Annotated in this window: 22 protein-coding genes; 18 read left to right on the top strand and 4 right to left on the bottom strand. The window is 69.2% G+C overall.

The window, feature by feature from the left end; genetic code table 11:
- The 5 genes from ACE3PU_RS02725 to ACE3PU_RS02705 all read left to right on the top strand — a co-directional run bounded on the left by ACE3PU_RS02725 (nucleotide 1) and on the right by ACE3PU_RS02705 (nucleotide 5502).
- Nucleotides 1–396 (top strand): MAPEG family protein, encoded by a 396-nt coding sequence (locus ACE3PU_RS02725; RefSeq protein WP_374386384.1) that lies wholly within the window; start codon nucleotides 1–3, stop codon nucleotides 394–396.
- A 9-nt stretch (nucleotides 397–405) separates the two neighbouring features.
- Entirely contained in the window at nucleotides 406–1707 is a 1302-nt protein-coding gene (locus ACE3PU_RS02720) for an RsmB/NOP family class I SAM-dependent RNA methyltransferase (RefSeq protein WP_374386382.1), read from the top strand.
- The gene (locus ACE3PU_RS02715; protein ID WP_374386380.1) at nucleotides 1704–2399 is read left to right on the top strand and encodes a 5'-methylthioadenosine/S-adenosylhomocysteine nucleosidase; all 696 of its coding nucleotides are present in this window, start codon (nucleotides 1704–1706) and stop codon (nucleotides 2397–2399) included. Before ACE3PU_RS02720 ends, ACE3PU_RS02715 begins: the two co-directional genes overlap by 4 nt.
- On the top strand, nucleotides 2396–3958 hold the full coding sequence (guaA, locus tag ACE3PU_RS02710; protein ID WP_374386378.1) for a glutamine-hydrolyzing GMP synthase: 1563 nt from the start codon (nucleotides 2396–2398) through the stop codon (nucleotides 3956–3958). The genes ACE3PU_RS02715 and guaA overlap by 4 nt, the downstream gene beginning before the upstream one ends.
- A gap of 290 nt (nucleotides 3959–4248) precedes the next feature.
- Entirely contained in the window at nucleotides 4249–5502 is a 1254-nt protein-coding gene (locus ACE3PU_RS02705; RefSeq protein WP_374386376.1) for a tyrosine-type recombinase/integrase, read from the top strand.
- On the opposite strand, the gene ACE3PU_RS02700 is transcribed toward ACE3PU_RS02705, so the two are convergent.
- Together ACE3PU_RS02700 and ACE3PU_RS02695 are read right to left on the bottom strand one after the other, a co-directional pair.
- A complete protein-coding gene (locus ACE3PU_RS02700; protein WP_161638689.1) occupies nucleotides 5456–5749 on the bottom strand; it encodes an AlpA family transcriptional regulator in 294 nt (97 codons plus the stop codon). The two genes, ACE3PU_RS02705 and ACE3PU_RS02700, sit on opposite strands and share 47 nt — an antisense overlap.
- Before the next feature lie 95 nt (nucleotides 5750–5844).
- Nucleotides 5845–6273, bottom strand: coding sequence for a helix-turn-helix domain-containing protein (locus ACE3PU_RS02695; RefSeq protein ID WP_374386374.1), 429 nt, complete (start codon nucleotides 6271–6273; stop codon nucleotides 5845–5847).
- Nucleotides 6274–6327: 54 nt separating this feature from the next.
- Between ACE3PU_RS02695 and ACE3PU_RS02690 the strand changes: the two genes are divergently transcribed.
- The 11 genes from ACE3PU_RS02690 (at nucleotide 6328) to ACE3PU_RS02640 (ending at nucleotide 17405) form a co-directional block, all read left to right on the top strand.
- Nucleotides 6328–7005, top strand: coding sequence for a cation transporter (locus ACE3PU_RS02690; protein WP_296166054.1), 678 nt, complete (start codon nucleotides 6328–6330; stop codon nucleotides 7003–7005).
- A gap of 130 nt (nucleotides 7006–7135) precedes the next feature.
- Entirely contained in the window at nucleotides 7136–7489 is a 354-nt protein-coding gene (locus ACE3PU_RS02685) for a hypothetical protein (RefSeq protein WP_374386371.1), read from the top strand.
- Between the two features lie 58 nt (nucleotides 7490–7547).
- On the top strand, nucleotides 7548–8801 hold the full coding sequence (locus ACE3PU_RS02680) for a TolC family protein (protein WP_374386369.1): 1254 nt from the start codon (nucleotides 7548–7550) through the stop codon (nucleotides 8799–8801).
- Complete coding sequence (locus ACE3PU_RS02675; protein WP_374386367.1) at nucleotides 8801–10000, top strand: efflux RND transporter periplasmic adaptor subunit; 1200 nt, start codon at nucleotides 8801–8803, stop codon at nucleotides 9998–10000. Before ACE3PU_RS02680 ends, ACE3PU_RS02675 begins: the two co-directional genes overlap by 1 nt.
- 12 nt (nucleotides 10001–10012) lie before the next feature.
- Entirely contained in the window at nucleotides 10013–13234 is a 3222-nt protein-coding gene (locus ACE3PU_RS02670; protein WP_374386365.1) for an efflux RND transporter permease subunit, read from the top strand.
- Nucleotides 13234–13836 carry a cation transporter gene (locus ACE3PU_RS02665; RefSeq protein ID WP_374386363.1) on the top strand — a complete coding sequence of 201 codons (603 nt, stop codon included), beginning with the start codon at nucleotides 13234–13236 and terminating at the stop codon, nucleotides 13834–13836. Before ACE3PU_RS02670 ends, ACE3PU_RS02665 begins: the two co-directional genes overlap by 1 nt.
- Nucleotides 13833–14744, top strand: a complete 912-nt coding sequence (locus tag ACE3PU_RS02660) for a cation diffusion facilitator family transporter (protein ID WP_374386361.1) — start codon at nucleotides 13833–13835, stop codon at nucleotides 14742–14744. The genes ACE3PU_RS02665 and ACE3PU_RS02660 overlap by 4 nt, the downstream gene beginning before the upstream one ends.
- Before the next feature lie 32 nt (nucleotides 14745–14776).
- Nucleotides 14777–15382: an isoprenylcysteine carboxylmethyltransferase family protein gene (locus ACE3PU_RS02655; protein WP_374386359.1), complete on the top strand. Its 606-nt coding sequence runs from the start codon at nucleotides 14777–14779 to the stop codon at nucleotides 15380–15382.
- Nucleotides 15383–15419: 37 nt separating this feature from the next.
- Nucleotides 15420–15863: a DUF305 domain-containing protein gene (locus tag ACE3PU_RS02650; protein WP_374386357.1), complete on the top strand. Its 444-nt coding sequence runs from the start codon at nucleotides 15420–15422 to the stop codon at nucleotides 15861–15863.
- 4 nt (nucleotides 15864–15867) lie between these two features.
- Nucleotides 15868–16278 (top strand): hypothetical protein, encoded by a 411-nt coding sequence (locus tag ACE3PU_RS02645; protein WP_374386355.1) that lies wholly within the window; start codon nucleotides 15868–15870, stop codon nucleotides 16276–16278.
- Nucleotides 16275–17405, top strand: coding sequence for an acyltransferase family protein (locus tag ACE3PU_RS02640; RefSeq protein ID WP_374386353.1), 1131 nt, complete (start codon nucleotides 16275–16277; stop codon nucleotides 17403–17405). The genes ACE3PU_RS02645 and ACE3PU_RS02640 overlap by 4 nt, the downstream gene beginning before the upstream one ends.
- A gap of 2 nt (nucleotides 17406–17407) precedes the next feature.
- Here ACE3PU_RS02640 and ACE3PU_RS02635 read toward each other — a convergent pair whose 3' ends face one another.
- The gene (locus ACE3PU_RS02635; RefSeq protein WP_374386351.1) at nucleotides 17408–18007 is read right to left on the bottom strand and encodes a hypothetical protein; all 600 of its coding nucleotides are present in this window, start codon (nucleotides 18005–18007) and stop codon (nucleotides 17408–17410) included.
- 455 nt (nucleotides 18008–18462) lie between these two features.
- Between ACE3PU_RS02635 and ACE3PU_RS02630 the strand changes: the two genes are divergently transcribed.
- Nucleotides 18463–19437 carry a hypothetical protein gene (locus tag ACE3PU_RS02630; RefSeq protein ID WP_374386349.1) on the top strand — a complete coding sequence of 325 codons (975 nt, stop codon included), beginning with the start codon at nucleotides 18463–18465 and terminating at the stop codon, nucleotides 19435–19437.
- A 44-nt stretch (nucleotides 19438–19481) separates the two neighbouring features.
- On the opposite strand, the gene ACE3PU_RS02625 is transcribed toward ACE3PU_RS02630, so the two are convergent.
- Nucleotides 19482–20708 (bottom strand): DUF6035 family protein, encoded by a 1227-nt coding sequence (locus tag ACE3PU_RS02625; RefSeq protein WP_374386347.1) that lies wholly within the window; start codon nucleotides 20706–20708, stop codon nucleotides 19482–19484.
- Between the two features lie 349 nt (nucleotides 20709–21057).
- On the opposite strand from ACE3PU_RS02625, the gene ACE3PU_RS02620 reads away from it, so the two are divergent.
- On the top strand, nucleotides 21058–22545 hold the full coding sequence (locus tag ACE3PU_RS02620; protein ID WP_374386344.1) for a ParB/RepB/Spo0J family partition protein: 1488 nt from the start codon (nucleotides 21058–21060) through the stop codon (nucleotides 22543–22545).
- Nucleotides 22546–22556: the final 11 nt, after the last annotated feature.

The following is a 22556-nucleotide window of genomic DNA, read 5'->3' as shown; positions in this document are numbered from 1 at the left end:
ATGACGACCGAACTGACCTATCTGGCCCTGACGCTGATCCTGGCGCTGGTCCACATCCTCGCGCCGGCCCTGGGTCGGACGGCGCAGTTCGGTCTGGCCTGGAACGCCGGCGCGCGCGATACGCCGGTCGGGCCGTCCCGCCCGGTGGTGGGCCGTCTGGAGCGGGCGCAGGCCAATCTGTTCGAGACACTGCCCCTGTTCATCGGCGCGGTGCTGATCGCCCATGTGATCGGGGCGTCCGGCGCCCTGACGGCGTGGGGGACGGCGCTCTATTTCTGGGGGCGCGTGGTCTATGCGCCGCTCTACGCCCTTGGCGTTCCCTATGTCCGGTCGCTGGTCTGGCTGGTCTCGCTTGCGGGACTGGTCATGGTGCTGGCGTCCCTGTTTTTGCTCTGAAAGTCCGCCTTGACCCCAGCCGCCCGCCTCGCCGCCGCCGCCTCCGTCCTGGACTCCATCGCCCAGGGCCGCCAGCCGGCGGAAGCCGTCCTGAAAGCCTGGGGCGGGGCCAACCGCTACGCCGGGTCCAAGGACCGCCGCGCCATCGCCGACCGGGTCTACAAGGTGCTGCGCGCGCGCGGCCGCCTGTCGTGGATCATGGGCGGGCGCGAGGACGGCCGGGCCCTGGTGATCGGCTCGCTGCACGCCATCGACGGCCTGTCGCTGGAAGAGATCGAGGCCCTGCACGCGGGCGACGGCTATGGGCCGCGGCCCTTGTCCAAGCAGGAACGCAGCCGCATCACGGCGGGGCAGGGCGAACTGCCGGGCTGGGTCGCGGCCGGCCTGCCCGAGTTCGTGGTCAAGGATTTCAAGGCGACCTTCGGCGCGCGCTGGGCCGAGGAGGCCCACGCCCTGATGGCGCCGCGGGCCCCGATCGACCTGCGTGTCAACGGCGCGGCCGCCACGGTGGATGAGGTCGAGACCGAACTGCGCGAGGCGGGTCTGGAGGCGTCTCGCACGCCCTGGTCCGAATGGGGACTGCGTCTGCCGTCGGAGCCGCCGCCCAACATCCAGGCGCTGGACGGGTTCAAGGCCGGAAGGTTCGAGATCCAGGACGAGGGCAGCCAGATCGTGTGCTGGCTGGCGGGCGCCGAACCCGGCATGACGGTGGTGGACTATTGCGCCGGCGGCGGCGGCAAGACCCTGGGCCTGGCCCAGGCCATGACGGGGCGGGGCAGGCTGATCGCCTCCGACGTCGTCAACAAGCGGCTGGAGAACATCCGTCCCCGTCTGCAACGCGCGGGCGTCGAGGCGGAACTGGTGCTGATCGGCCAGAACGGCGGCGGTCTGGAAGACCTGAACGGCCAGGCGGACCTGATCTTCGTCGACGCGCCCTGCTCGGGATCGGGCACCTGGCGGCGGCGGCCCGAGGACGCCTGGCGTCTGACGGCGGAAGAGGTCGACAGGCTGCACGCCCTGCAGGTCCGCATCCTGGGCCAGGCGACCAGGCTGGTGAAGCCGGGCGGGCGTCTGGTCTATGTCACCTGTTCGATGCTGGCGCGCGAGAACGAGGCCAGCGCCGACGCCTTCGAGGCGGCCCACCCCGGCTTCCGTCCGGTCCCCGTCGCCGATGTCATGTCGGCGCCGCAGCTGACCGAGGCCGCGCGGGCGAGGTTCGCCGAACTGGCGTCGGGCGCGCGTCTGCGCCTGTCGCCCGCCTCGGCCGACACCGACGGCTTCTTCGCCGCCGTCTACGAGCGCACGGCATGAGGCTGGCGCGGCATGGCGGGGTCTCGGTCCTCTATGTCATGGCCGCGCCCGCCGAATACGGCGACCATCTGAAGGCCCGGATCGATCCGCTGATGACCGGCGTCGGGCCGGTCGAGGCCGCCGTCGTCCTGACGGCCGCCCTGGCGCGACTTCAGGCGGCGGGCGACCTGCCGGACCTGATCGTGTCGCTGGGCTCGTGCGGGTCGCGGGTGCTGGAGCATGCGGCCGTCTATCAGGCGTCGTCGGTGGCCTATCGCGACATGGACGCCAGCGCGCTGGGCTTCCCGAAAGGCGTGACGCCGCTGCTGGAGCAGCCTGCGATCCTCGCCTTGCCGTGCCCCATCCCCGGCGTGCCGACCGCGACCCTATCGACCGGGGCCAACGTCGTCTCGGGGGCCGCCTATGACGCGATCGAAGCCGAGATGGTGGACATGGAGACCTGGGCCCTGGTCCGGTCGGCCCAGACGTTCGGACGGCCGCTGCTCGCCCTGCGCGGCGTGTCGGACGGCCGCGCCGAGTTGAAGGCGCTGGAGGACTGGACCTCCACCCTGCACCATGTCGACGAAAATCTGGCCGCGGCCCTGGACCGCCTGATCGCCGTGCTGGACGTCGACGGTCTCGCCGCGCTTGAAATCCCGGCTTCGCAAGGCCAAGACCCCGCGCAATCTCTCGCCCCGGATTCGACCTCATGACCCAGCCGACCCAACACCAGAAGGTGCTCATCGTCGATTTCGGCAGCCAGGTGACGCAGCTGATCGCGCGGCGCCTGCGCGAGGCCAGCGTCTATTGCGAGATCCACCCGTTCCAGAAGGCCGAGGCCGCTCTGGCGACCATGAACCCGGCGGCCATCATCCTGTCGGGCGGTCCCGAGAGCGTGCATGAAGAGGGCAGCCCGCGCGCGCCCCAGGCGGTGTTCGAGGCCGGCGTGCCGGTGCTGGGCATCTGCTACGGCGAGATGACCATGTGCGAGCAACTGGGCGGCAGAGTCGAGGGCGGCCATCACCGCGAGTTCGGGCGCGCCGAGATCACCGTACAGAAGGCCTCGCCCCTGCTGGCCGGCCTGGCCCCGGTCGGCGCGGAGGAGACGGTCTGGATGAGCCACGGCGACAAGATCGTCGCCATTCCCGAGGGCTTCGACGTGGTCGCCTCGTCGTCGGGCTCGCCCTACGCCGTGATCGCCGACGAGAGCCGCCGCTTCTACGGCGTGCAGTTCCACCCCGAGGTGATGCACACACCGCGCGGCCACCAGATGCTGAAGAACTTCACCCACGGCATCGCCGGGCTGAAGGGCGACTGGACTATGGCCGCCTATCGCGACGAGAAGATCGCCCAGATCCGCGAACAGGTCGGCGACGCCAAGGTGATCTGCGGCCTGTCCGGCGGAGTCGATTCATCGGTCGCGGCGGTCCTGATCCACGAGGCCATCGGCGACCAGCTGACCTGCGTCTTCGTCGACACCGGACTGCTGCGCAAGGACGAGGCCAAGCAGGTCACGACCCTGTTCCGCGAGCACTACAACATCCCCCTGATCCACGTTGACGCGTCGAAGGAATTCCTGGGCGAGCTGGCCGGGATCTCCGACCCCGAGACCAAGCGCAAGACCATCGGCCGCCTGTTCATCGAGGTGTTCGATCGCGAGTCCGCCAAGATCGAGGGCGCCGAGTTCCTGGCGCAGGGCACCCTCTATCCCGACGTGATCGAGAGCGTCTCCTCGTCCAGCGGCAAGGCCCACGTCATCAAGAGCCACCACAACGTCGGCGGCCTGCCGGACTATATGAAGCTGAAACTGGTCGAACCGCTCCGTGAACTGTTCAAGGACGAGGTCCGGGCGCTCGGCCGCGAGCTGGGCCTGACCGACGCCTTCGTCGGCCGCCATCCCTTCCCCGGACCGGGCCTGGCCATCCGCATCCCCGGCGAGATCACGCCCGAGGCGGTCGACACCCTGCAGCAGGCCGACGCCATCTATCTGGACGAGATCCGCAAGGCGGGCCTGTACGACAGCATCTGGCAGGCCTTCGCCGTCCTGCTGCCGGTCAAGACCGTCGGGGTGATGGGCGACGCCCGCACCTATGAAAAGGTCCTGGCCCTGCGCGCGGTCTCGTCCACCGACGGCATGACGGCGGACTTCTACCAGTTTCCCTGGGACGTCCTGGCCAGGACCGCCACGCGCATCATCAACGAAGTCCGCGGCGTGAACCGGGTGGTCTATGACGTGACGTCCAAGCCGCCCGGGACGATCGAGTGGGAATAATTCGGGCCTTTCGGGAGCTTTCGAGAACGCTTCCGAAATTGGCTATAAGTTGCTGACGCAAAAGTGAATTCTGTCGAGACCCTTCGGAGCCTTTCGGAGGGTCTTTTTTTCGTGATGCCGACCTGTCTGACGGTATCGCGCTCCGTTGCTCCCGTGGATTCCGGCTCATACCGTCTGGGCCACGGCGAGCCGATGACGGTATTCTTTTCACGCAAGACGCTGAAAAGGCGAGAAAATACCGACCTCGAGCCGCCGATTTCCGGACCTGTCCGGTGCGAGGAGATTTTACCGTGCTTACCGATGCCGCTCTGAAGAATTTGAAGCCCAAATCAAAGCCTTACAAGAGTACCGACAGGGACGGCTTGTACGCCTACATCTCGCCTGGGGGAGCGATCTCGTTCCGCTACGACTACCGCTTCAATGGTCGGCGAGAGACGCTCACCCTGGGGCGCTACGGGCGGGGCGGTCTGAGCCTGTCGCAGGCGCGGGAACGTCTGTTCGAGATAAAGCGGACCATCGCGGAGGGCGTCTCGCCCGCCTTGGAGAAGCAGCGCGCCAAGCGTCGTCTGAAAGAGGCGCGCAGCTTCGAGCATGTCGCCCAGCGTTGGATGGACACCGCACCGATGGCGGACAGCACGCGGAACATGCGCCGGTCGATCTTCAATCGCGAGGTGCTGCCGCACTGGCGAAACCGCCTGCTCAGCGAGATCACTCCCGACGACATCCGGGCGCACTGCAAGACCATCGTGGACCGTGGCGCGCCGGCGACGGCGATCCATGTGCGCGACATCGTCAAACAGATCTACGCCTGGGCGATCCTGCACGGAGAGAAGATCGACAATCCGGCGGACGGCGTCGGGCCGGCGTCGATCGCGACCTTCCGGCCGCGAGACCGCAGCCTGTCGCCGAGCGAAATCCGCATCATGCTGGGGCTTCTCGGAGAGGTGGCGACCCTGCCGACCATCCGGCTCGGGCTGAAGTTCATCCTGCTCAGCATGGTGCGAAAGAGCGAACTGCAGGATGGCGTCTGGCCAGAAGTGGATTTCGAGAACGCCGTCTGGTCGATCCCCGCGGCGCGGATGAAACGGTCCCGGCCCCACAACGTCTATCTGTCGACCCAGATGCTCGACATCCTGATCGCCCTGAAGACCTGCGCGGGGAACTCCAAATACATCCTTCCGTCGCGCTACGACGCGGACGCGCCGATGTCGCGGGCGACCTTCAATCGCGTGACCTCCGCCATCGCCGAGCTGGCGAAGAAGCGGGGGCTGCCTTTGGAGCCGTTCACCGTGCACGACCTGCGGCGGACGGCCTCCACCCTGCTGCACGAGATGGGCTTCAATTCGGACTGGATCGAAAAGGGCCTGGCTCACGAGGAGCGGTCGTCGCGCGGCGTCTACAACAAGGCGGAGTTCGAGATGCAGCGACGGCATATGGCGCAGCAGTGGTCGGACGCGGTCGAGGCCTGGGAGGCCGGGCGGACGTTCACGCCGGTGCTCAGTGTGCCGGAGGGAGAGGGACCTCGCTTCGATCCGAAGTTCTGACGGGTCGGCTGACGCGTCGGCGGACGTCGGGCGGCGGGGCGCGGCGGATCGGCTGGTTGCGGCGCCGCTCGAGCCAGGCCTCGACCTCGGCCAGGTCCCAGACCACGCAGCGGGGCGTCAGGAGGAACCGCTTCGGAAACTCGCCTCGGCGCTCCATCTCCCAGATGGTGCTGTCGGCGAGCGGCACCATCTGGTGCAGTTCAGGCTTCTTGATCGTGCGCCGCAGGGGCGGGGTGGTCTGGCCCATCGGGTCTCTCTCCTCAGAAGGCGAGAATCGAAGGCGAACGGCGGGAACGCCGAAACCCGTAACCTTGGCGCCGTGATACGCCCAGGGACGGGTCCCTAGTGGTGGGGACAGTCGGCGTCCTGAAGCACCTCGATGACCTTGCACGCCGAGACCCGTCCGCCGGCGCAGTTGATCGTCATCCGGGAGAGCTCGCCCTGAAGCGCTTGGAGTTGCCGGATCTTTTCGGTCACCTCGGCGAGGTGACGCTCCGCAATCTGATTGGCTTCGCTGCACGTCCGGTCCGGGTGATCCGCCAGATCCAGGAGCGAGCGGATGGCGTCGAGATCGAAGCCCAGCTGACGGGCGTGTCGGATGAAGGCGAGCCGGCGTCGCGCAGGCTCATCATAGAGGCGACGGTCGCTGGCGGTGCGCGGCGGCTCGGGCAGAAGCCCGGCCTGTTCGTAGAACCGGATGGTCGGCACCTTCACGCCGGTCGCGGCGGACAATTTGCCGATGGTCAAGACGGGCGCAGGGGAGGCGGTCATAAAGCGAAAATAGGCGCTTGATCCTCTAGTGACTAGAGGATGTAGACCGAGCTCATGGACCAGACCGAAACCTCCTGCCGCCCGACCTCCGGCTGCTGTGGTCATGACGTGAAGTTCGACGGCGCCACGCCGGCCTATCGCCGCGTGCTGGTGGCCGTGATTGCCATCAACCTCGTCGGCTTCGTCGCGGTGTTGGCCGGCAGCGTCGCGCAGGGGTCGGCCGCGCTCGCCGCCAATGCGCTCGACTTCCTCGCCGACAGCGTCACCTACGCCGTCAGCCTCTGGGTCATCGGGCGATCGATGCGCCTGCGCGCGGGAGCGGCGCTCGCCAAGAGCGCCAGCCTGGTCGTGCTGGGGCTGTCTGTCCTCGGCTTCGCAGTCTGGCGGGCCATGACCGGGGCAGCGCCGGAGGGCTTCGTGATCACGGGCCTGGGTCTGTTCGGCTTCGCCGCCAACCTGGTCGCCGCCGCCTTGCTGCTGCGCTTCAGGGACGGAGACGCCAATGTTCGATCGGTCTGGCTCTGTACGCGCAACGACCTGGCCCACAGCCTCGGTGTCGCCGCGGCGGGCGGTCTGGTCTGGCTGACGGGATCGCGCTGGCCGGATCTCGCCGCCGGCGCCCTGCTGGCCTTCATCTTCCTGCAATCCGCCTGGTCGATCACCCAACAGGCGCTGGTCGAGACCCGCGAGGCCGCTCGCTCGTCCGCCGCCCTGCCTGGAGCGGGCGCTTGATCCGCCGGGCTCGATCAGGCGTGACCGGTCGTCGCAGCAGGGCGGGCCGGAGCGCCTGCCCGTCGCGCAAGGCCGGGGTCGCCGGAGCAGCGTACTGTGTAACAGATTGCCGATACGGGCGAACGAAAGTATGCAGCCGCCGATGACCTGGTCGATGGTGACATGGGCGAAGTTGATTCTGGCGGTGACCTTCGTCGCCGCCGCCTTCTTCGTCGCGCCCATCGCTGACGCAGCGACCTGCCAGCCCGAACCGCCCGCCGCCCACGCGCTGGTCGATCACGATCCGGCCGAAGGCGACCACGCCGGCGGCAAGGACCACGGCATCTGCTCGCACGGCCATTGCCATCATACCGCCGCCGCTCGCACGACGGTCGGCGAGGACCTGCCTCTGCAAGCCTTCGACCGGCCGCTCCACGCCTTGCCCCTGAGCGATCTCTTCGGCTCCATCGCGCCCGACGGACTGAAACGCCCTCCCAGAGCCTGACACGACGACCGCGCTTCCGCGCGGGCTCTCTCGTGTCACTCCCTCTGGAAGATGAATCATGCCTGCCTCATATCGCCGGCCGCCGCGTTTCGCGGTCGGCTGCGCGCTCGCCGCTATCGCGGCTGTGCTGGCCAGCCCCGCGTGGGCTGACCCTGCGCCTTCGTTCGCCGAGCTCCTCGCCCGGCTAGACCAGACCCCGGCCACCCTGGAAGCCGGCGCGCTTCTGGACGCCGCTGAAGCCCGGGCGCGCCAGGCGCGTGTCCGCCCCAACCCGACCCTCGCCCTCGACGCCGAGAACGCGTTCGGGAGCGGGCCCTTCTCTGGCTACGGCAATGCCGAGACCACGCTCTCGATCACTCAGAATCTTGAGCTCTGGGGTCGACGCACGGCTCGCATCAACGCGGCCCGCGCCGATGCCGGGACCGCCTCGCTCCGACGAGACCTGGCCGTGGTCGACGCCGCCGGACGGTTGGCGCTGGTCTACGCCGACGCCGAGGCGGCCGAGCGTCGCGCGACCTTGGCCGAGGAGAACCTGAGCCTCACCCTCGCCGACGCCCGCGCGGCCCTGGTGCTGGTGGAGGAGGGGCGCGAGCCGCTTCTGCGCGGCATCCAGGGCGAGAGCGAAGCCGCCGCCGCGCGCGCCGGTCTCGACGAAGCCATCGCCGAACGGGACGCGGCCTTCGCCCGGCTCACGGCGGTGGCCATGCTCGCCGAGCCGGTGACGACGATCGACGTCAGCTTGCTGGACCTCGCGCCAGCGACCGCCCTTTCGCCGACGGACCAGACGCCGACCGTGCGCGTGGCCGAGGCTGAGCGCTCGGCCGCCGAAAGCCGCATCGCGGTCGAACGCACCCGGTCGCGACCGGACGTCAGCGCCAGCGTCGGACTTCGCCGCTACGAGGCGGAAGACGCGACGGCGCTGACCTTCGGCCTCAGCCTGCCCCTGCCGCTGTTCGATCGGAACCGCGGCAACATCGAAGCCGCCCAGGCGGACTTCAGGGCGGCCGACGCCCGGCTGATGACCGCCCGTCAGGAAGCCCAGGCGGACCGGGCCGCAGCACAGGCGCGCCTCCGCGCCTCGGTGAGCCGCGTCAACGCCGCCGACGCCGGGGTGACCTCCGCCGAAGAAGCCTACCGCCTCTCGCGGATCGGCTTCGAGGCGGGCCGGATCTCGCAGCTCGAGCTTCGCGCGACCCGTACCGCCCTGGTCAACGCCAGAACCGCCGCCGTGGACGCCCGCCTCGCCCGGGTCCGCGCGGAAATCGATCTCGCGCGCCAGGACGGCCGCGCCCCCTTCCAAGGAGCCCAATGATGCGCAAGCGCACTTCCAACAAGACCTTGTTGATCGGCGGGGTCGCCGCCCTCGTCATCCTCGGGGCCGGGGGTCTTTACCTCGCCATGGGGCGGTCGGATCCGCCCGCCGCCGAAGGCGCGGCGGCTGAAGGCGAAGCCGGTCACGCCGAAGAGGAGGGCGGTCACGCCGAAGGCGAGGCCGAAGCGCCCGAGGGCTTCGTCGCTCTCAGCGCCGCCCAGGCCCAGGCCGCCAATCTGGTCGTCGTCGGCGTCGGTCGGGGCGGGGGCGCCGAGACCCGGCTCTCCGGTCGCGTCGAGCCCATGATCGACGCCCGCGCCGCCGTCGCCGCGTCCGTCGGCGGACGGGTGGAACGGGTGCTGGTGGCGCCCGGCCAGTCCGTTCGGATCGGCCAGCCCCTGGCCAGCCTCGTGAGCGGCGACGCGGCCACCTTCCGCGCCGACGCGGATGCGGCCGCGGCCCAGTCCGAAGTCGCGCGCCAGGCCTATCAGCGCAACAGCAACCTCGCCGACCAGGGCGTCGTCGCCCGGCAAGAGGTCGAGGCGTCCCGGGCGCAGCTGCTGAGCGCTGAGGCGGCGGCCCGAGCGGCCCGCGCGCGGTCGAGCGCGGCCGGATCGCCCAACGCCGCCGGACGGCTGAGCGTGAACAGCCCGATCGCCGGCGTGGTCACCAGCGTTCAGGTCGGCCCGGGCGGCTTCGTCCCGCAGGGCGGCGTGATCGCCGAGGTGACCAACCCCGCCCGCGTCGAACTCGTGTTCAACGCGCCGCCGCACCTTGCGGCGCTCGTCCGCGCGGGATCGACCTTGCGGGTCTCCAGCCCCGCGGGCGATTTCGACGCCGTCGTCACCGGCGTCGCCGCCGGGGCCGGCGCGGAAAGCGGCGCCACCGTGATCCGGGCGCGCCCGACGGGAGCGACCCTGCCGCCGGCCGGCTCCGCCGTTACCGGCGCGATCGTGACGGGTGAAGCCGCCGGCGGCCTGACCGTGCCGACGGAAGCCATCCAGACCGTCGACGGCGCCAGCGTCGTCTTCCTCCAGGTCCCGAACGGCTTCCAGCTCCGTCCGGTGCTCGTCGGTCGCCAGGCCGGGGGACGCACGGAGATCCTGCGCGGCCTCGACGGGTCCGAGCGGGTCGCCGGAACCAACGCCTTCCTCCTCAAAGCCGAACTCGCCAAGGGCGAGGCCGAGCACGGCCACTAGGGGGGCGCGCGCATGTTCAAATTCATCATCGAACTGTCGGTCAAATTCCGATGGTTCATCGTCCTGGCCACGGCGCTCGTCGCGGCCTACGGCCTCCTCGAACTGACACGGTTGCCGATCGACGCCGTGCCGGACATCACCAACCGCCAGGTGCAGGTGACCACCGTCGCCCCGGCCCTGGCCCCCGAACAGATCGAACGTCAGGTCACCTATCCCATCGAGACCGCCATGGCCGGCATCCCCGGCCTGACCTCGACCCGGTCGCTGAGCCGCAACGGCTTCAGCCAGGTGACCGTCATCTTCACCGACCAGACGGACATCTATTTCGCCCGTCAGCAGGTCGCCGAACGACTGGCGCAGGCGCGCGAGACGATGCCCGAAGGCGTCGAACCGGCGCTGGCGCCCATCACCACCGGCCTGGGCGAGGTGCTGATGTGGACGGTGGACTACAAGCCGTTCAACAGCGCCAACCTGGCCAAGCCGGGCCAGACCGGCTGGCAGGCCGGCGGCGCCTATCTGACGCCTGAAGGCGATCTCCTCACCACCCCGCAACAGCGCGCCACCTATCTGCGCACCGTGCAGGACTGGATCATCGCTCCGCAGATGCGGACGGCGCCCGGCCTGGCCGGCGTCGATACGGTCGGCGGTTATGTGAAGGAATACGCGGTTCGTCCGGATACGGCGCGTCTGTCGGCCTACGGGCTCGGCATGGGCGACCTCATCCAGGCGCTCGACCGGGCCAACACCCAGGCCGGGGCCGGCTATGTGCAGCGTGCGGGCGAGGCCCTGACCGTTCGCACGGACGCGCTGGCCTCGACCGTGGAGGACCTCGCCCAGGCACCTGTCGTCAATCGAAGCGGCCTTGTGGTCCGCGTCGCCGACGTCGCCACCGTCGAGGTCGGCCAGGCTCCGCGTCTGGGCGGCGCCAGCCGCGACGGACACGAAGCGGTCCTCGGCACCGCCCTGATGATCGCGGGCGGCAACAGCCGCACCGTGGCCCAGGCCGCCGGCGACCGGCTCGAGGAGGTGCAGAAGACCCTGCCGCCCGGCATCGAGGCCGTGACGGTGCTGGACCGAAGCGCCCTGGTGAACTCGACCATCGCCACGGTGGCGCGCAATCTGACCGAAGGCGCGCTCTTGGTCATCGTCGTGCTCTTCCTGCTGCTCGGCAACATCCGGGCGGCGAGCATCACGGCGTTGATGATCCCGATCAGCTTCCTGTTCGCCGTCATCGGCATGAACCGGTTCGGCATCAGCGGCAATCTGATGAGCCTCGGCGCGCTGGACTTCGGGCTCCTTGTCGACGGCGCCGTGGTAGTTGTCGAGAACACCCTGCTGATGCTCAGTCAGAAGCGCGCGGAGGCCGGGCGCATGCTGACGCGGCACGAGCGTCTCGGCGTCGCCGCCGCGGCGGCGCGCCAGATGGTCAAGCCGGCCGCCTTCGGTCAGCTGATCATCCTGCTGGTGTTCACCCCCTTGCTGATGCTGGAAGGGGTCGAAGGCAAGACCTTCATCCCGATGGGCGCGACGGTCATGCTGGCCCTGGTCGGCGCCTTCATCTTCTCCTTCACCTTCGTGCCGGCGATGACGGCGCTCCTGGTGCGGGATCCCAAAAAGGTCGAGGTCGACGAACACGGCCACGCCCACGAGCACGAGACCTTCCTGCTGCGCCACGCGCGCCGCTGGATCGCTCCGGCCATTCGCACGGCCGTCGATCGTCCGAAGATCGTCCTGCTTTCCGCGCTCGGCGCCCTGGTCATCGGCGGCGTCACCTTCACCACCCTCGGCCGGGAGTTCATCCCGACCCTGGACGAAGGCGACATCGCCATGCAGGCGCTGCGGGTTCCGTCGGCTTCGCTCGAGCAGTCGCTCGCCATGCAGATGGCGATCGAGCGGGCGATCAAGGCCCAGCCGGAAGTGGAGACCATGTTCTCGCGGACCGGCACCGCCGAAGCGGCGGTGGACCCCATGCCGCCCAACATCTCCGACAGCGTCATCGTTCTGAAGGACCGCAAGGACTGGCCCAACCCGGGTCTGGAGAAGGAAGAGCTGATCGCCCGCTTCGAGGAAGTCGCGTCGCGGCAGATCGGCAACAACTTCGAATTCAGCCAGCCGATCGAACTCCGCTTCAACGAGCTGATCTCGGGGGTGCGGACTGATCTGGCGGTCATGGTCTATGGCGACGACTTCGCCACCATGCAGCGGGTCGCCGACCAGGTGGCCAACGCCCTGCGCCAGACGAACGGGGCGGCCGACGTGAGGGTGGAGCAGGCGTCCGGCCTGCCGACCCTGACGATCAGCGTGGACCGCTTCGCCGCGGCCAACTACGGCCTGTCGGCGGCGGACGTCTCCGAGGCGGTTTCGGCCGCGATCGGCGGCGCCGAGGCCGGCCGCATCTTCGAGGGCGACCGGCGTTTCGACGTCGTGGTCCGTCTCCCCGACGGCGCGCGCAACGATCCGGCGGCGCTGGCGGCCTTGCCGATCGTGTCATCGACCGGCGTGACCGTGCCCCTGTCCTCGGTCGCGCGCATCCAGAGCGCCGAGGGACCGAACCAGATCAGCCGCAACGACGGCAGCCGCCGCATGGTCGTCCAGGCCAATGTGCGCGGTCGCGATCTGGGCGGTTTCGTCACCGACGCCCAGAAGTCGGTGGATCAGGTTCAGCTCCCCCCGGGCGTCCGCCTGGACTGGGGCGGCCAGTTCGAGAACCTCAAGCGCGCCGAACAGCGGCTGGGCCTGGTCATTCCGATCGTCTTCGTCCTGATCGGCGTGTTGCTGTTCATGGCTCTGGGCTCCTTCGCCGAGGCGGGTCTGGTGTTCGCCTGCGTGCCGCTCGCCCTGGTGGGCGGGGCGCTGGCGCTGCTCCTGCGCGGCATGCCGTTCTCCGTCTCGGCGGCCGTCGGTTTCATCGCCGTCTCCGGCGTGGCGACGCTCAACGGCCTGGTGCTCATGCAGGCGATCCGCGAGCGGCTTCAGGCGGGATTGCCGCCCCGTGACGCGGCCATCGAGGGTGCGTCCAGCCGCCTGCGGGCGGTGCTCACCACCGCCATGGTGGCGATCGTCGGATTCATTCCGATGGCCATCGCCCACGGCGCGGGGGCCGAGGTTCAGAAGCCGCTGGCGACCGTCGTCATCGGCGGCCTGATCACCGCCACCGCCCTGACCCTGCTGGTCCTCCCGACCTTCGCGGCCAAGGCGGTGCGTCATCGCAAGGACGAGGGGATCGAAGACTGATGGCCCGGCCCCAGGATGACCGTCAGCAGCGCCGGACGCTGCTGACGGTTCTCGGCCTCAACGCCGGCCTGGCGGCGGCGCTCGGAATCGGCGGCGTGTCCGCCGATTCCAGCGCCTTGCTGGCCAATGCGCTGGATAACGCCTCGGACGCGGCGGTCTATCTGATCAGCTTTTTGGCCATCGGTCGGGCAGGGACCTGGAAACGGGGCGCCGCAAGGGCGTCGGGGATCATGCTGCTGGTCTTCGCCGTCGGCGTCCTCGTCGACGCCGTGCGCCGGGTGATCACCGGAACCGAGCCGATCGGTCCGACCATGATGGCGCTCGCCCTGGTCGCCGCCGTCGTCAACCTGATCTGCCTGCAGCTCATCCGCCGCCAGCACAGCGGCGACGTCAACATGAAGGCGGCCGAGACCTTCAGCTTCAACGACTTCGTGTCCAACGGCGGCATCCTCGTCGCCGGCGGTCTGGTCCTCTGGCTCGACCAGGCCTGGCCCGACCTCGTCGTCGGCGTCCTCGTCGCGGCGATCGCGATCAAGGGCGGCATCGAGATTCTCCGCGACGCCAACGCCGCCTCCGACCCCCCACAGGAACGCGCTTCATGACCAACCACGACCAATCCAACGGGCACGCTCACGACCACACCGCCGGGGCCAACGCCCGGCAGCTCACCATCGCCCTGGCGCTGACCGGGACCTTCCTGATCGTCGAGGTCATCGGCGGCCTGGTGTTCAACAGCCTCGCCCTGCTGTCGGACGCCGCGCATATGTTCACCGACGCGGCGGCCCTCGCCATCGCGCTGCTGGCGATCAAGATCGGCCAGCGGCCGGCGGATGAGAAACGCACCTTCGGCTATCGGCGGTTCGAGATCCTGGCGGCGGCGTTCAACGCTGTCCTGCTTTTCGTGGTCGCCGGCTACGTTCTCTACGAGGGGATCAAGCGCATCGTCGCCCCGGAGCCCGTCGGCTCGATCGGCATGCTGATCGTCGCCGCCGCCGGCCTGGTGATCAATCTGATCTCCATGCGCATCCTGTCGAGCGGCAAGGATCGCAGCCTCAACGTCAAGGGCGCCTATCTGGAGGTCTGGGCGGACATGCTCGGATCGCTCGGCGTCCTCGTGGCCGCCGTCGTCATCACCGTGACGGACTGGCGCTGGGTCGATCCGATCGTCGCGATCGCCATCGGCCTGTGGGTCCTACCCCGGACCTGGATCCTGCTGCGCGACACCACCCACATTCTGCTGGAGGGCGCCCCGCGCGGCGTGGCCCTGTCGGACGTGCGGGCCGCCATCCTCGCCACCCCCGGGGTCGCCAGCCTCCACGACCTCCACGTCTGGGTCTCGGGCGCGGATCAGGCGAGCTGCACGGTTCACGTCGTGCTGGCCGAGAACGCCGACGCGGACGCTGTCCGACAGGCCGTCGGCGACATGCTGGAAGAGCGGTTCGACCTGCATCACACGACCGTCCAGACCGAGATCGAGCCCTGCGGTGACGCCGGAGGTCTGCACGTATGACTCCACGAGACGACCCCGGCGGGTCCGCCGCCATGTCCGGTGACGAGATCCAGGCCGTCCAGCACCGGCGCAAGTGGTTCGCCCTCGCGGCGGCACCCGTGATGCTGATCTGGGCGTCCTTGGTGAGCGCCGTGCCGACCTGGGAGCATCCGATCGAGCACCTCGGTCTGATCGCCATCATGATCTGCGTCATCGGACGGGCTTGGTGCTCGCTCTATATCGGCGGGCGCAAGAAGGCCGAGATCGTCCGCGACGGGCCGTACTCGCTCTGCCGCAATCCGCTCTACGTCTTCAGCTTCGTCGGCGCGTTCGGCGTCGGCGCCCAGACCGGCAGTCTGGCCGTCGGCTCGGCCTTCGCGGTCGCGGCCTGGGGGTTGTTCCGCGTGGTGGTCGCCCAGGAGGAGGCCTTCCTGAACGGGGCCTTCGGTTCGACCTATACGGCGTACCGCGCCCGGACCCCGCGCTTCCTGCCGGACCTGCGGCTGTGGCGCGACGACCCCGAGCGCACGGTCCGACCCCTCTACTTCCTGCGGACCGTCCGCGACGGACTGTTCTTCCTCGTCGCCATCCCCGTGTTCGAGGGCCTGGAGCGCCTGCAGCAGCTCGGCTGGCTCGATCCCCGACTGCAGCTCCCCTGATCCCAATGACCCCGCTTCGACCCCCAAGGAGTTAGCCATGAAACGCACCGGTTGGATTTCGGTGATCGCGGTCTTCCTCGCCGTCGCCGCCTTCGCCTTTGGAATTCTGTCCCGTCGCGGCGCGCCCGACGCCTCCAGCCTGCCGCCCGTCGAGGCGCGGGCGATCGACGCTCACGCCGGCCACGAGGGCGCCCCCTCGGATACGCCGTCGACCCGCGCCTATCGGGAGGCCGCCGACCGCATGCACCAGGCGATGAACATCGACTACTCCGGCGATGCCGACATCGACTTCCTGCGCGGCATGATCGCCCACCACGAGGGCGCCATCGCCATGGCCAAAATCGCCGTGGAGGAGGGCGAGGCGGATGACGTGCGCGGCCTGGCGCAGGAGATCATCCGCGCCCAGGAAGCCGAGATCCTTCGGATGCGGATCATGTTGGCGCGGCACGAGGACGCGCCGGCCGATCCTGTACGGCCCTGACCTCATGGCGGGCAAGCGCTTCACGGTCCGTAGCCGCAGCATCCGCTGGCGCGAAGGGCGCTACAAGGGCCGCCGCGGCTCGAGCCCGCGCCCGCCGCCGAAGCCGCGGCCGGTGCTCGATGTCGTGATCGCCGTCGGCGCCAGCCTGGTCGCGGCCTTCTTCGTCCTGTGCATGGCCTTCTCCCTGCTCGGCGCCTACGGAACGCCGCTCTACATCGGCTACGGCGTGATGATGGGCCTGGTGACGGGCGGCTGTCTGGTGTTCGGTCCCCGCGACCGGGCGGGGTTGATGATCGCCGGCGGGCTCGGCGTGTTCTGCGTCGCCGGAACCCTCATCCTGTACGGGGTGCGGGCGGACGTGCACTACCATCCGCACGCCAACGAACGCCCCGCCGCCACAGGGAAGCGCGAATGACGATCAGCTCCGGTGTGGAAGGTCAGGCCCGCCGCCCCGCGCGCATCGCACGCGGCGGCTGGCTGGACGTGCTGCGGTTCGCCGCCGGATCGCTGATCATCCTCTACCACTTCCGGGAAGCGGCCCCGCTGCCGCTCGGACAGATCCATCCGGTGTTCGACCGGGGGTTCCTGCTCACCGACTTCTTCATCATCGACTCCGGCTATGTGCTGGCCCGGATCTACGGCGAGCGTCTGGCCTCGGGCGGGATGGACGTCAGGACCTACGCCCGGCAGCGGCTGCTGCGCGTGTTCCCGGCCCATCTGGCCGTGATCGCCGGTCTCGCGGCCCTCGTCGCGGCCGCCGCGTTGGCCGGAGTCCGACCGAGCAATCCCCAATGGTTCGACTGGAGCCAGTTGCCCGCCCAGGCCTTGCTCGTGCAGGCCTATGGCGTGCCGGGCGGTGTCGGCTGGAACGCGCCGACCTGGACGCTGTCGGCCCTGATCGGCTGCTATCTGCTCCTGCCATGGATCTGCCGGGCGCTCTGGCGCCGGCCCTGGGCCGTGGCCGCGGTCGCGGTCGCCCTGCTTTTCGCCGCCGACGTCGCCAGCCGCGTCTGGCTGGGTGACCCGGTCTATCGCCTTCCGCTGCGGTTCGGGTTCCTCCGCGCCTTTCCGCTCTTCCTGCTGGGCGTGGCCGCCGCCGTGGTCGGTGCGCGCGTCTACGTGCGCCCCGCGGTGGCGGGCGCCCTGGGACTGGGCGCCTTCGGCGCGCTGGCGCTCCTGCAGTCGGCGGGGCCCTTCGGTCTGGCCTCCCTTGTTCTGATGACCCTCATCATCTGGGCGGCCGGCGCCTTGCCCGTGGTGCGCCCGTCGCGCCTGATCGAACACCTCGGCCTGATGTCGTTCGCGATGTTCCTCACCAATGAGGTGACCCGAATCGTCTGGTTCGGTGCTTTCGACGCCGTCGGTCAGTCGGACTGGTCCGTCGGGATACGCTGGGGCGTCTGGGCCGCCGGTCTGGCGGCGGCGTTCATGGGGGCGGCGGCGTTCCGGTATGGGTTCGACCGGCCGGTTCAGGCCAGGTTGAACCCGCCGAGGCCTGCGACGCCTGCGCCGGGGGTCAGCGCGGATCGGCCGGTGGCCTAGGGTCAGGGCCCCGCGCTCGCCAAGGCGTCCAGATAGCCGTCGCAGCCGGTGAAATAGCCGTCTACGCCCTCCATCACATCGGCAAGGACGGAGAGGTCCATATAGCCGTGGGCCAGCTCGATCGGCCGCCCCTGGGTGTCGACCGGATATCGGAACGAGAAAGAGCCGGGATCGACGGTCGCGAACTCCGCGACGAGCCTGCCGACCGCAGCGGTCGCGCCGTCCTCGTCGTCGCTCCCGAACGCCTGGAGCACCGCCTCGAACTGCGTCCACAGTTTGGTGAGGTCGTGAGACTTCCAGATGGGATCAACGCCGACGGTCCGGCCGTAGGTCGAGATCAGATACTTCAGCGAGAGTTCGAGGAATTGGCGGTAGTTGAAGATGATCGGGAAGACGAGGGTGTCACGATCGGCCGTGTCCTCGACGGCCTGTTTGACCAGACTGTCCGCCGCCCGCTTGTAGCCGGTCAGCATCAGCACCATTCGGCTATGCGGATGCTCAGCCAACACGGCGTTCCCGTCCCACCGGGCCGAGACCTGAAAAAGTCTGTCGTCCGCCTTCGGCCATCGGAAGGGGCGTTGCATCAGGTCATCAAAGCTCATGGGTTCGCTCTCCGGATCACCGCGTCCATATAGGGTCATGAAGTTGATCCCACAGACGATGTTCGACGTCTTCGCGCTCGCCCTGCCGCGGGGCCACGGTTTTGGCGACCGCCCGCCCATTGGCGCGTGGGGCGACGCGGCGGGGATGGTGTGCGGCATCGTCACCCAGAAGATGGAGGACGGTTCGCTCGGGATCATCGCCATGCGACGCCGCGTCGATCACGTCTGGACGGTGACCGGGGAGGAGATCGGCTTTGCGAGCCTTGAGGACGCCAAGGCCCGCCTCGAGCTCCTTTTGCGCATCGGCGCGCCCCCCAGAGCCTCTCCCGCCCAACACCGCGCCACGGCCTCCGCTACACGATCTCAAGGGTCGGACGCCCGGCGATCAGTTCTCGGTTCTCCTGCGATCCACGCACCATCTCGCCGCATGGGTCCTGAACCAGCTCTATCTCGCCTTGCCCAATCCGGACCGGAACTGGGCGGGCGACTGCCAGACCCGGAACTTCCACACGCGGATGTGGGAGGCTCAGCTGCTCGCGGCCTTCCGCGAGCAGGGGCTTCTCGTCGGTCAGCCTGTGGACTCCCCGGACTTCCATATCCAGAACCCATTGGGCGGAGAGGCCTGGGTCGAAGCGGTGACCGCCAACCCCGAGGTGCCGTTCGAGCACGTCAACGCGCCGAGAAGCGCGCCGCCGACTGAGCGAGACGCGCTGTTCTTCGGACCGGCGGCTGTTCGGTTCGCCAAGACCCTCGGCAGCAAGCTGCAGCGCGGCTACGATCGGATGCCGCACGTCACGGGCAAGCCATTCATGCTGGCGGTCGCGGACTTCCATGCGCCCGCGTCGATGCTCTGGACCCGCGAAGGCCTGATCGGCTACCTCTACGGCGAAGGGGCGGAGGTGGCCGACGACGGCGGGCGCAAGGTGGCGCGGACCACCAGGGCGGCGCACCTGCAGGGGCCGTCGGCCTTTCCCGCCGGACTGTTCGCCAACGCCGACCACGCCGAGCTGTCCGCCGTCATCTTCTCCAACGCCTGCGCCATCTCGAAGCTCAACCGGGTGATGGTGTCCGCTGGAGCCGAGGCCAAGGGGCTGCGCTACAGCCGCATCGGCCGCTTCTTCGATCGGCGGCCGGGGGCTCTGGAGGGCGAGCCCTTCTGTCTTGACGTCGCGAGTCCGGAGTACCGCGGGCTCTGGCCCCAAGGCTATGAACCCTGGTCGGCGGAGATGGAGGTGTTCCACAATCCCTACGCCCGACACCCAGTCCCGCACGCCCTTCTGCCCGAAGCGACCCACTGGTTCAAACAGGACGGCGAGCGGGTGTGCACGTCCTTCTACGAGACCTCCATCCTCTGGTCGGAGACCCATATCACGGACCTGGACCAGCCTGCCCCGCGCCTTGAGGACTTCCTTCGCCCGGCCGCCCCGTAGCGCAAGAGCGCGGTTGGCGCCGCCGCGCGCGCCGGAACCGGTCGTTAGGCCGCCGAGCGCATGAGAATGTCAGGGAACAGTGCGTGGACGATGCGGCCCTCCACGGAGCCTTGGGTGATCTGGGGAGAGGTGAGGGAGGCCCGGAGCTTGCGCGCGACGCTCGGCTTCTGCAGAGCAGCCAACTGATCGGTCGCTCCGGCCACACGCCGGATCAGCCCCGCGAACTTGTGGCGCTCCTCGCTGTTGCTGAAGAAGGTGTTGAGCATCTCGACCAAGTTGCTCTGCTTGGTCGCCACAGGCTGCCGCAGCTCCAGCGACAGGATCAGGCTGACGAGCACCGGGATCTGCAGGGTGTCGAGGTCGCGGGGCTCCACCCCCGGGAGGGCGACGCGTTCCACCAGCTCCTGCAGCAGGTCCTGCCGGGCCTGCCACGGAAGGTGCCCTTCCACGACGGCCTCTCGCCATCGACGCAGATAGTCGACGTTCCAGGGCGCGACGGCGTAGGGCAAGCCCGAGGCGGGCCATTGCAGATCAGACAGGGCGAAGATCGCGGACCGCCAGTCGCGCCCGTCCTCCCAATGGCAGCGCACGAGGAAGCGGCCTTCCTCGCGCGATCGGGCCAGGACCTCTTCATCGAGCGAGAACAGGTTCTTGTTGTGCGAATAGAAGATGTCGAGGAAGGCCGTCAAAAGCAGCCGGCGAGGAACGGGCTGGAACTTCCACGTCAGCCAGAGCAGGTGGTAACCCTCTCGCCCGTAGAAATGCTCTCGGCTGTCGATGATCGGCAGTTGCGTGCTTGAGAGCTGGATCTCCAGCGCCAGGCTTCGGCCGTTGTTGATCGCCCGTACGTCGGGCCGTCGGTGGCCGGTCTCGCCTCTCAGATACTCGTCGATATGGATTGAGCCGGCCTCCGTCGCCGGATCGATGGCGAGAATCTCCCCGACCTGATGTTTGAGCCAGCTGTGGAGAGGGCTCTCCTGCGCGCCCTGAAACTGCGCGGCGCTGCGCTGATCGACCGTGGCGGGGTCCCCTGTCCACCAGGGGCAGGTCGTCGGCGCACCCTTGTGGTGACGCCAGTAGGGCAGGCGGGTGCGCGCTTCCTTTGGCGCATAGACGCCGTGGCCGCATTGCTCGCAGACATAGGCGGCCGCCCCTTCGCGGCGGGCGGCCGCGGCGTTGCGGCGGATCTTCTGGTAGCGGTCGGGATCAATGGCGAGAAGCTGGTCGCTGGTGATGGTCGCGCCGGTCGACAGGTCGGTGACCCGTTCCAACGTCCTTTGCGGCTTCCTGACCGTTGCGACCATGTCCTCTCCGTGTTCCCAGTATGTTCACTGCGTGATTCCGCGCAAGGGCGATCGGATCGTCATCGGTCGGAAGCGCTAGGGGCTCCGCCCCCGCGCGGGCCAGGGTGAAGCGGCTACGCCGCCGGACCGGCCGGTCTCCCCGACCTTCCGCGCCGGCGAAGGCGCGATCCCCGGAGTAACGGGCAGGCTTGTGCAGGTCGGGCGATCCCCCTCCGGCCGGTCCTCCCTGGCCCTTGCTACCCCGGTCTCGCCGACGGGCAGGGTTTCAGGCGCGCAGTTCGCGTGCCTGCAACCCTTGCCCAAAGGAGGCAGAGACATGACTGCTCAATCCACCCAAACCGTCGCGACCGAAGCGACCGCGCCGCAGCACGGCGCGGAGGTGATCGTGCCGCTGAACCGGCTCAAAGCCTCGCCGAAGAATGCGAGGAAGACCCCGCACAGCCCGGCGACCATCGAGGCCTTCGCAGCCTCCATCAAGGCCAAGGGGGTGCTGCAGCCGCCCGTGGTCGAGATCGAGCGGGACGGAGAGGGCGCCCCGACCGGGAACTACCTCGTCACCATCGGCGAGGGTCGCCGTCAGGGGCTTCGACTGCTGGCCAAGCGTAAGGCGATCAAGCGGACCCACCCGGTGCGCTGCATCGTGGACGCCGAGAACGACGCCCATGAGATCAGCCTCGACGAGAACATGACCCGCGAGGCCATGCATCCCGCCGATCAGTTCGAGGCCTTCCAGCGGCTGGCGGTCGAAAAGGGCTACGGTCCCGAGGAGATCGGCGCCCGGTTCGGCGTGTCGGCTCATGTGGTGCGCCAGCGGCTCCGGTTGGGCGCGGCCGCGCCCGAACTGATGGCGGCCTATCGGGACGGGGCGCTGGCCTTGGACCAGTTGATGGCCTTCTGCGTGAGCGCGGATCAGGACCGGCAGCGGCAGGTGTTCGAGCAGTTGGGCGAATACCGTCCCGTCCACGCCATTCGTCGGGCCATGACCGAGGCCAAGGTGCGGGCCGACGACCGGCGCGCGGTCTTCGTCGGCGTCGAGGCCTATGAAGCGGCGGGCGGGACGGTGCTGCGCGACCTGTTCACCGAGGACGGCGGCGGCTGGCTGGAAGACCCGGCCCTTCTGGACCGGATGGTCAGCGACAAGCTGACCGGTCTCGCCGACGAGGCGCGCCAGCGGGAGGGCTGGAAATGGGCCGAGGCGGCGTCCGAGTACGCCGAGGTCAGCGCCCTGGGCCGGGTCTATCCGGTCGAGGTCGTCCGCTCCGAGGCCGACGCGGCGCAGATCGCGGGCCTGTCGGAGGAGTACGATGCGCTCGTGTCGGGATCGGACGGGCAGGAAGTGCTGCCGGACGCGGTGGACGCCCGGCTGGAGGAGATCGACGCGGCGCTGCAAGCCTTCGGCCCGGATTTCGACTACACGCCCGAGGTCAAGGCGCGGGCCGGGGTGATGGTCCTGCTGGGCCACGACGGGCTCGCCCGGTTCGAGCGGGGGCTGGTCCGGGCCGAGGACGCTGTCGAGGATCGGCGCCCCGATCCCGAAGCGCCGGAAGGCTGGTCCGAGGAGGCGGAGCGGGAAGGGGATCCGAGCCGCCGAAGGGGCGAAGATCGGCGTCGCCGGCGCGATCCCGCTCCGCGGCCGGGAGGGCTTCACGGTTCTGGTATTCGTAGACGCCCATCAGATTGCCGGTCGCCCACCGGCGTCCGATGGTCTGCGCGAACAGGGTGTCCGAGAAGGCGCCGTCGGCGGCCGTCCCGTACCGGGCGCGGGTCTCCGCGCCGTCGTAGTCGTCCCGCAGGACGACATTGATCACGCCGCCC

It is taken from the genome of Brevundimonas sp., from assembly GCF_041911375.1.
Classification (GTDB): Bacteria; Pseudomonadota; Alphaproteobacteria; order Caulobacterales; family Caulobacteraceae; genus Brevundimonas.
Note: the sequence above shows the minus strand (reverse complement) of the source record. Positions and strands in the feature narration are given on the sequence as shown.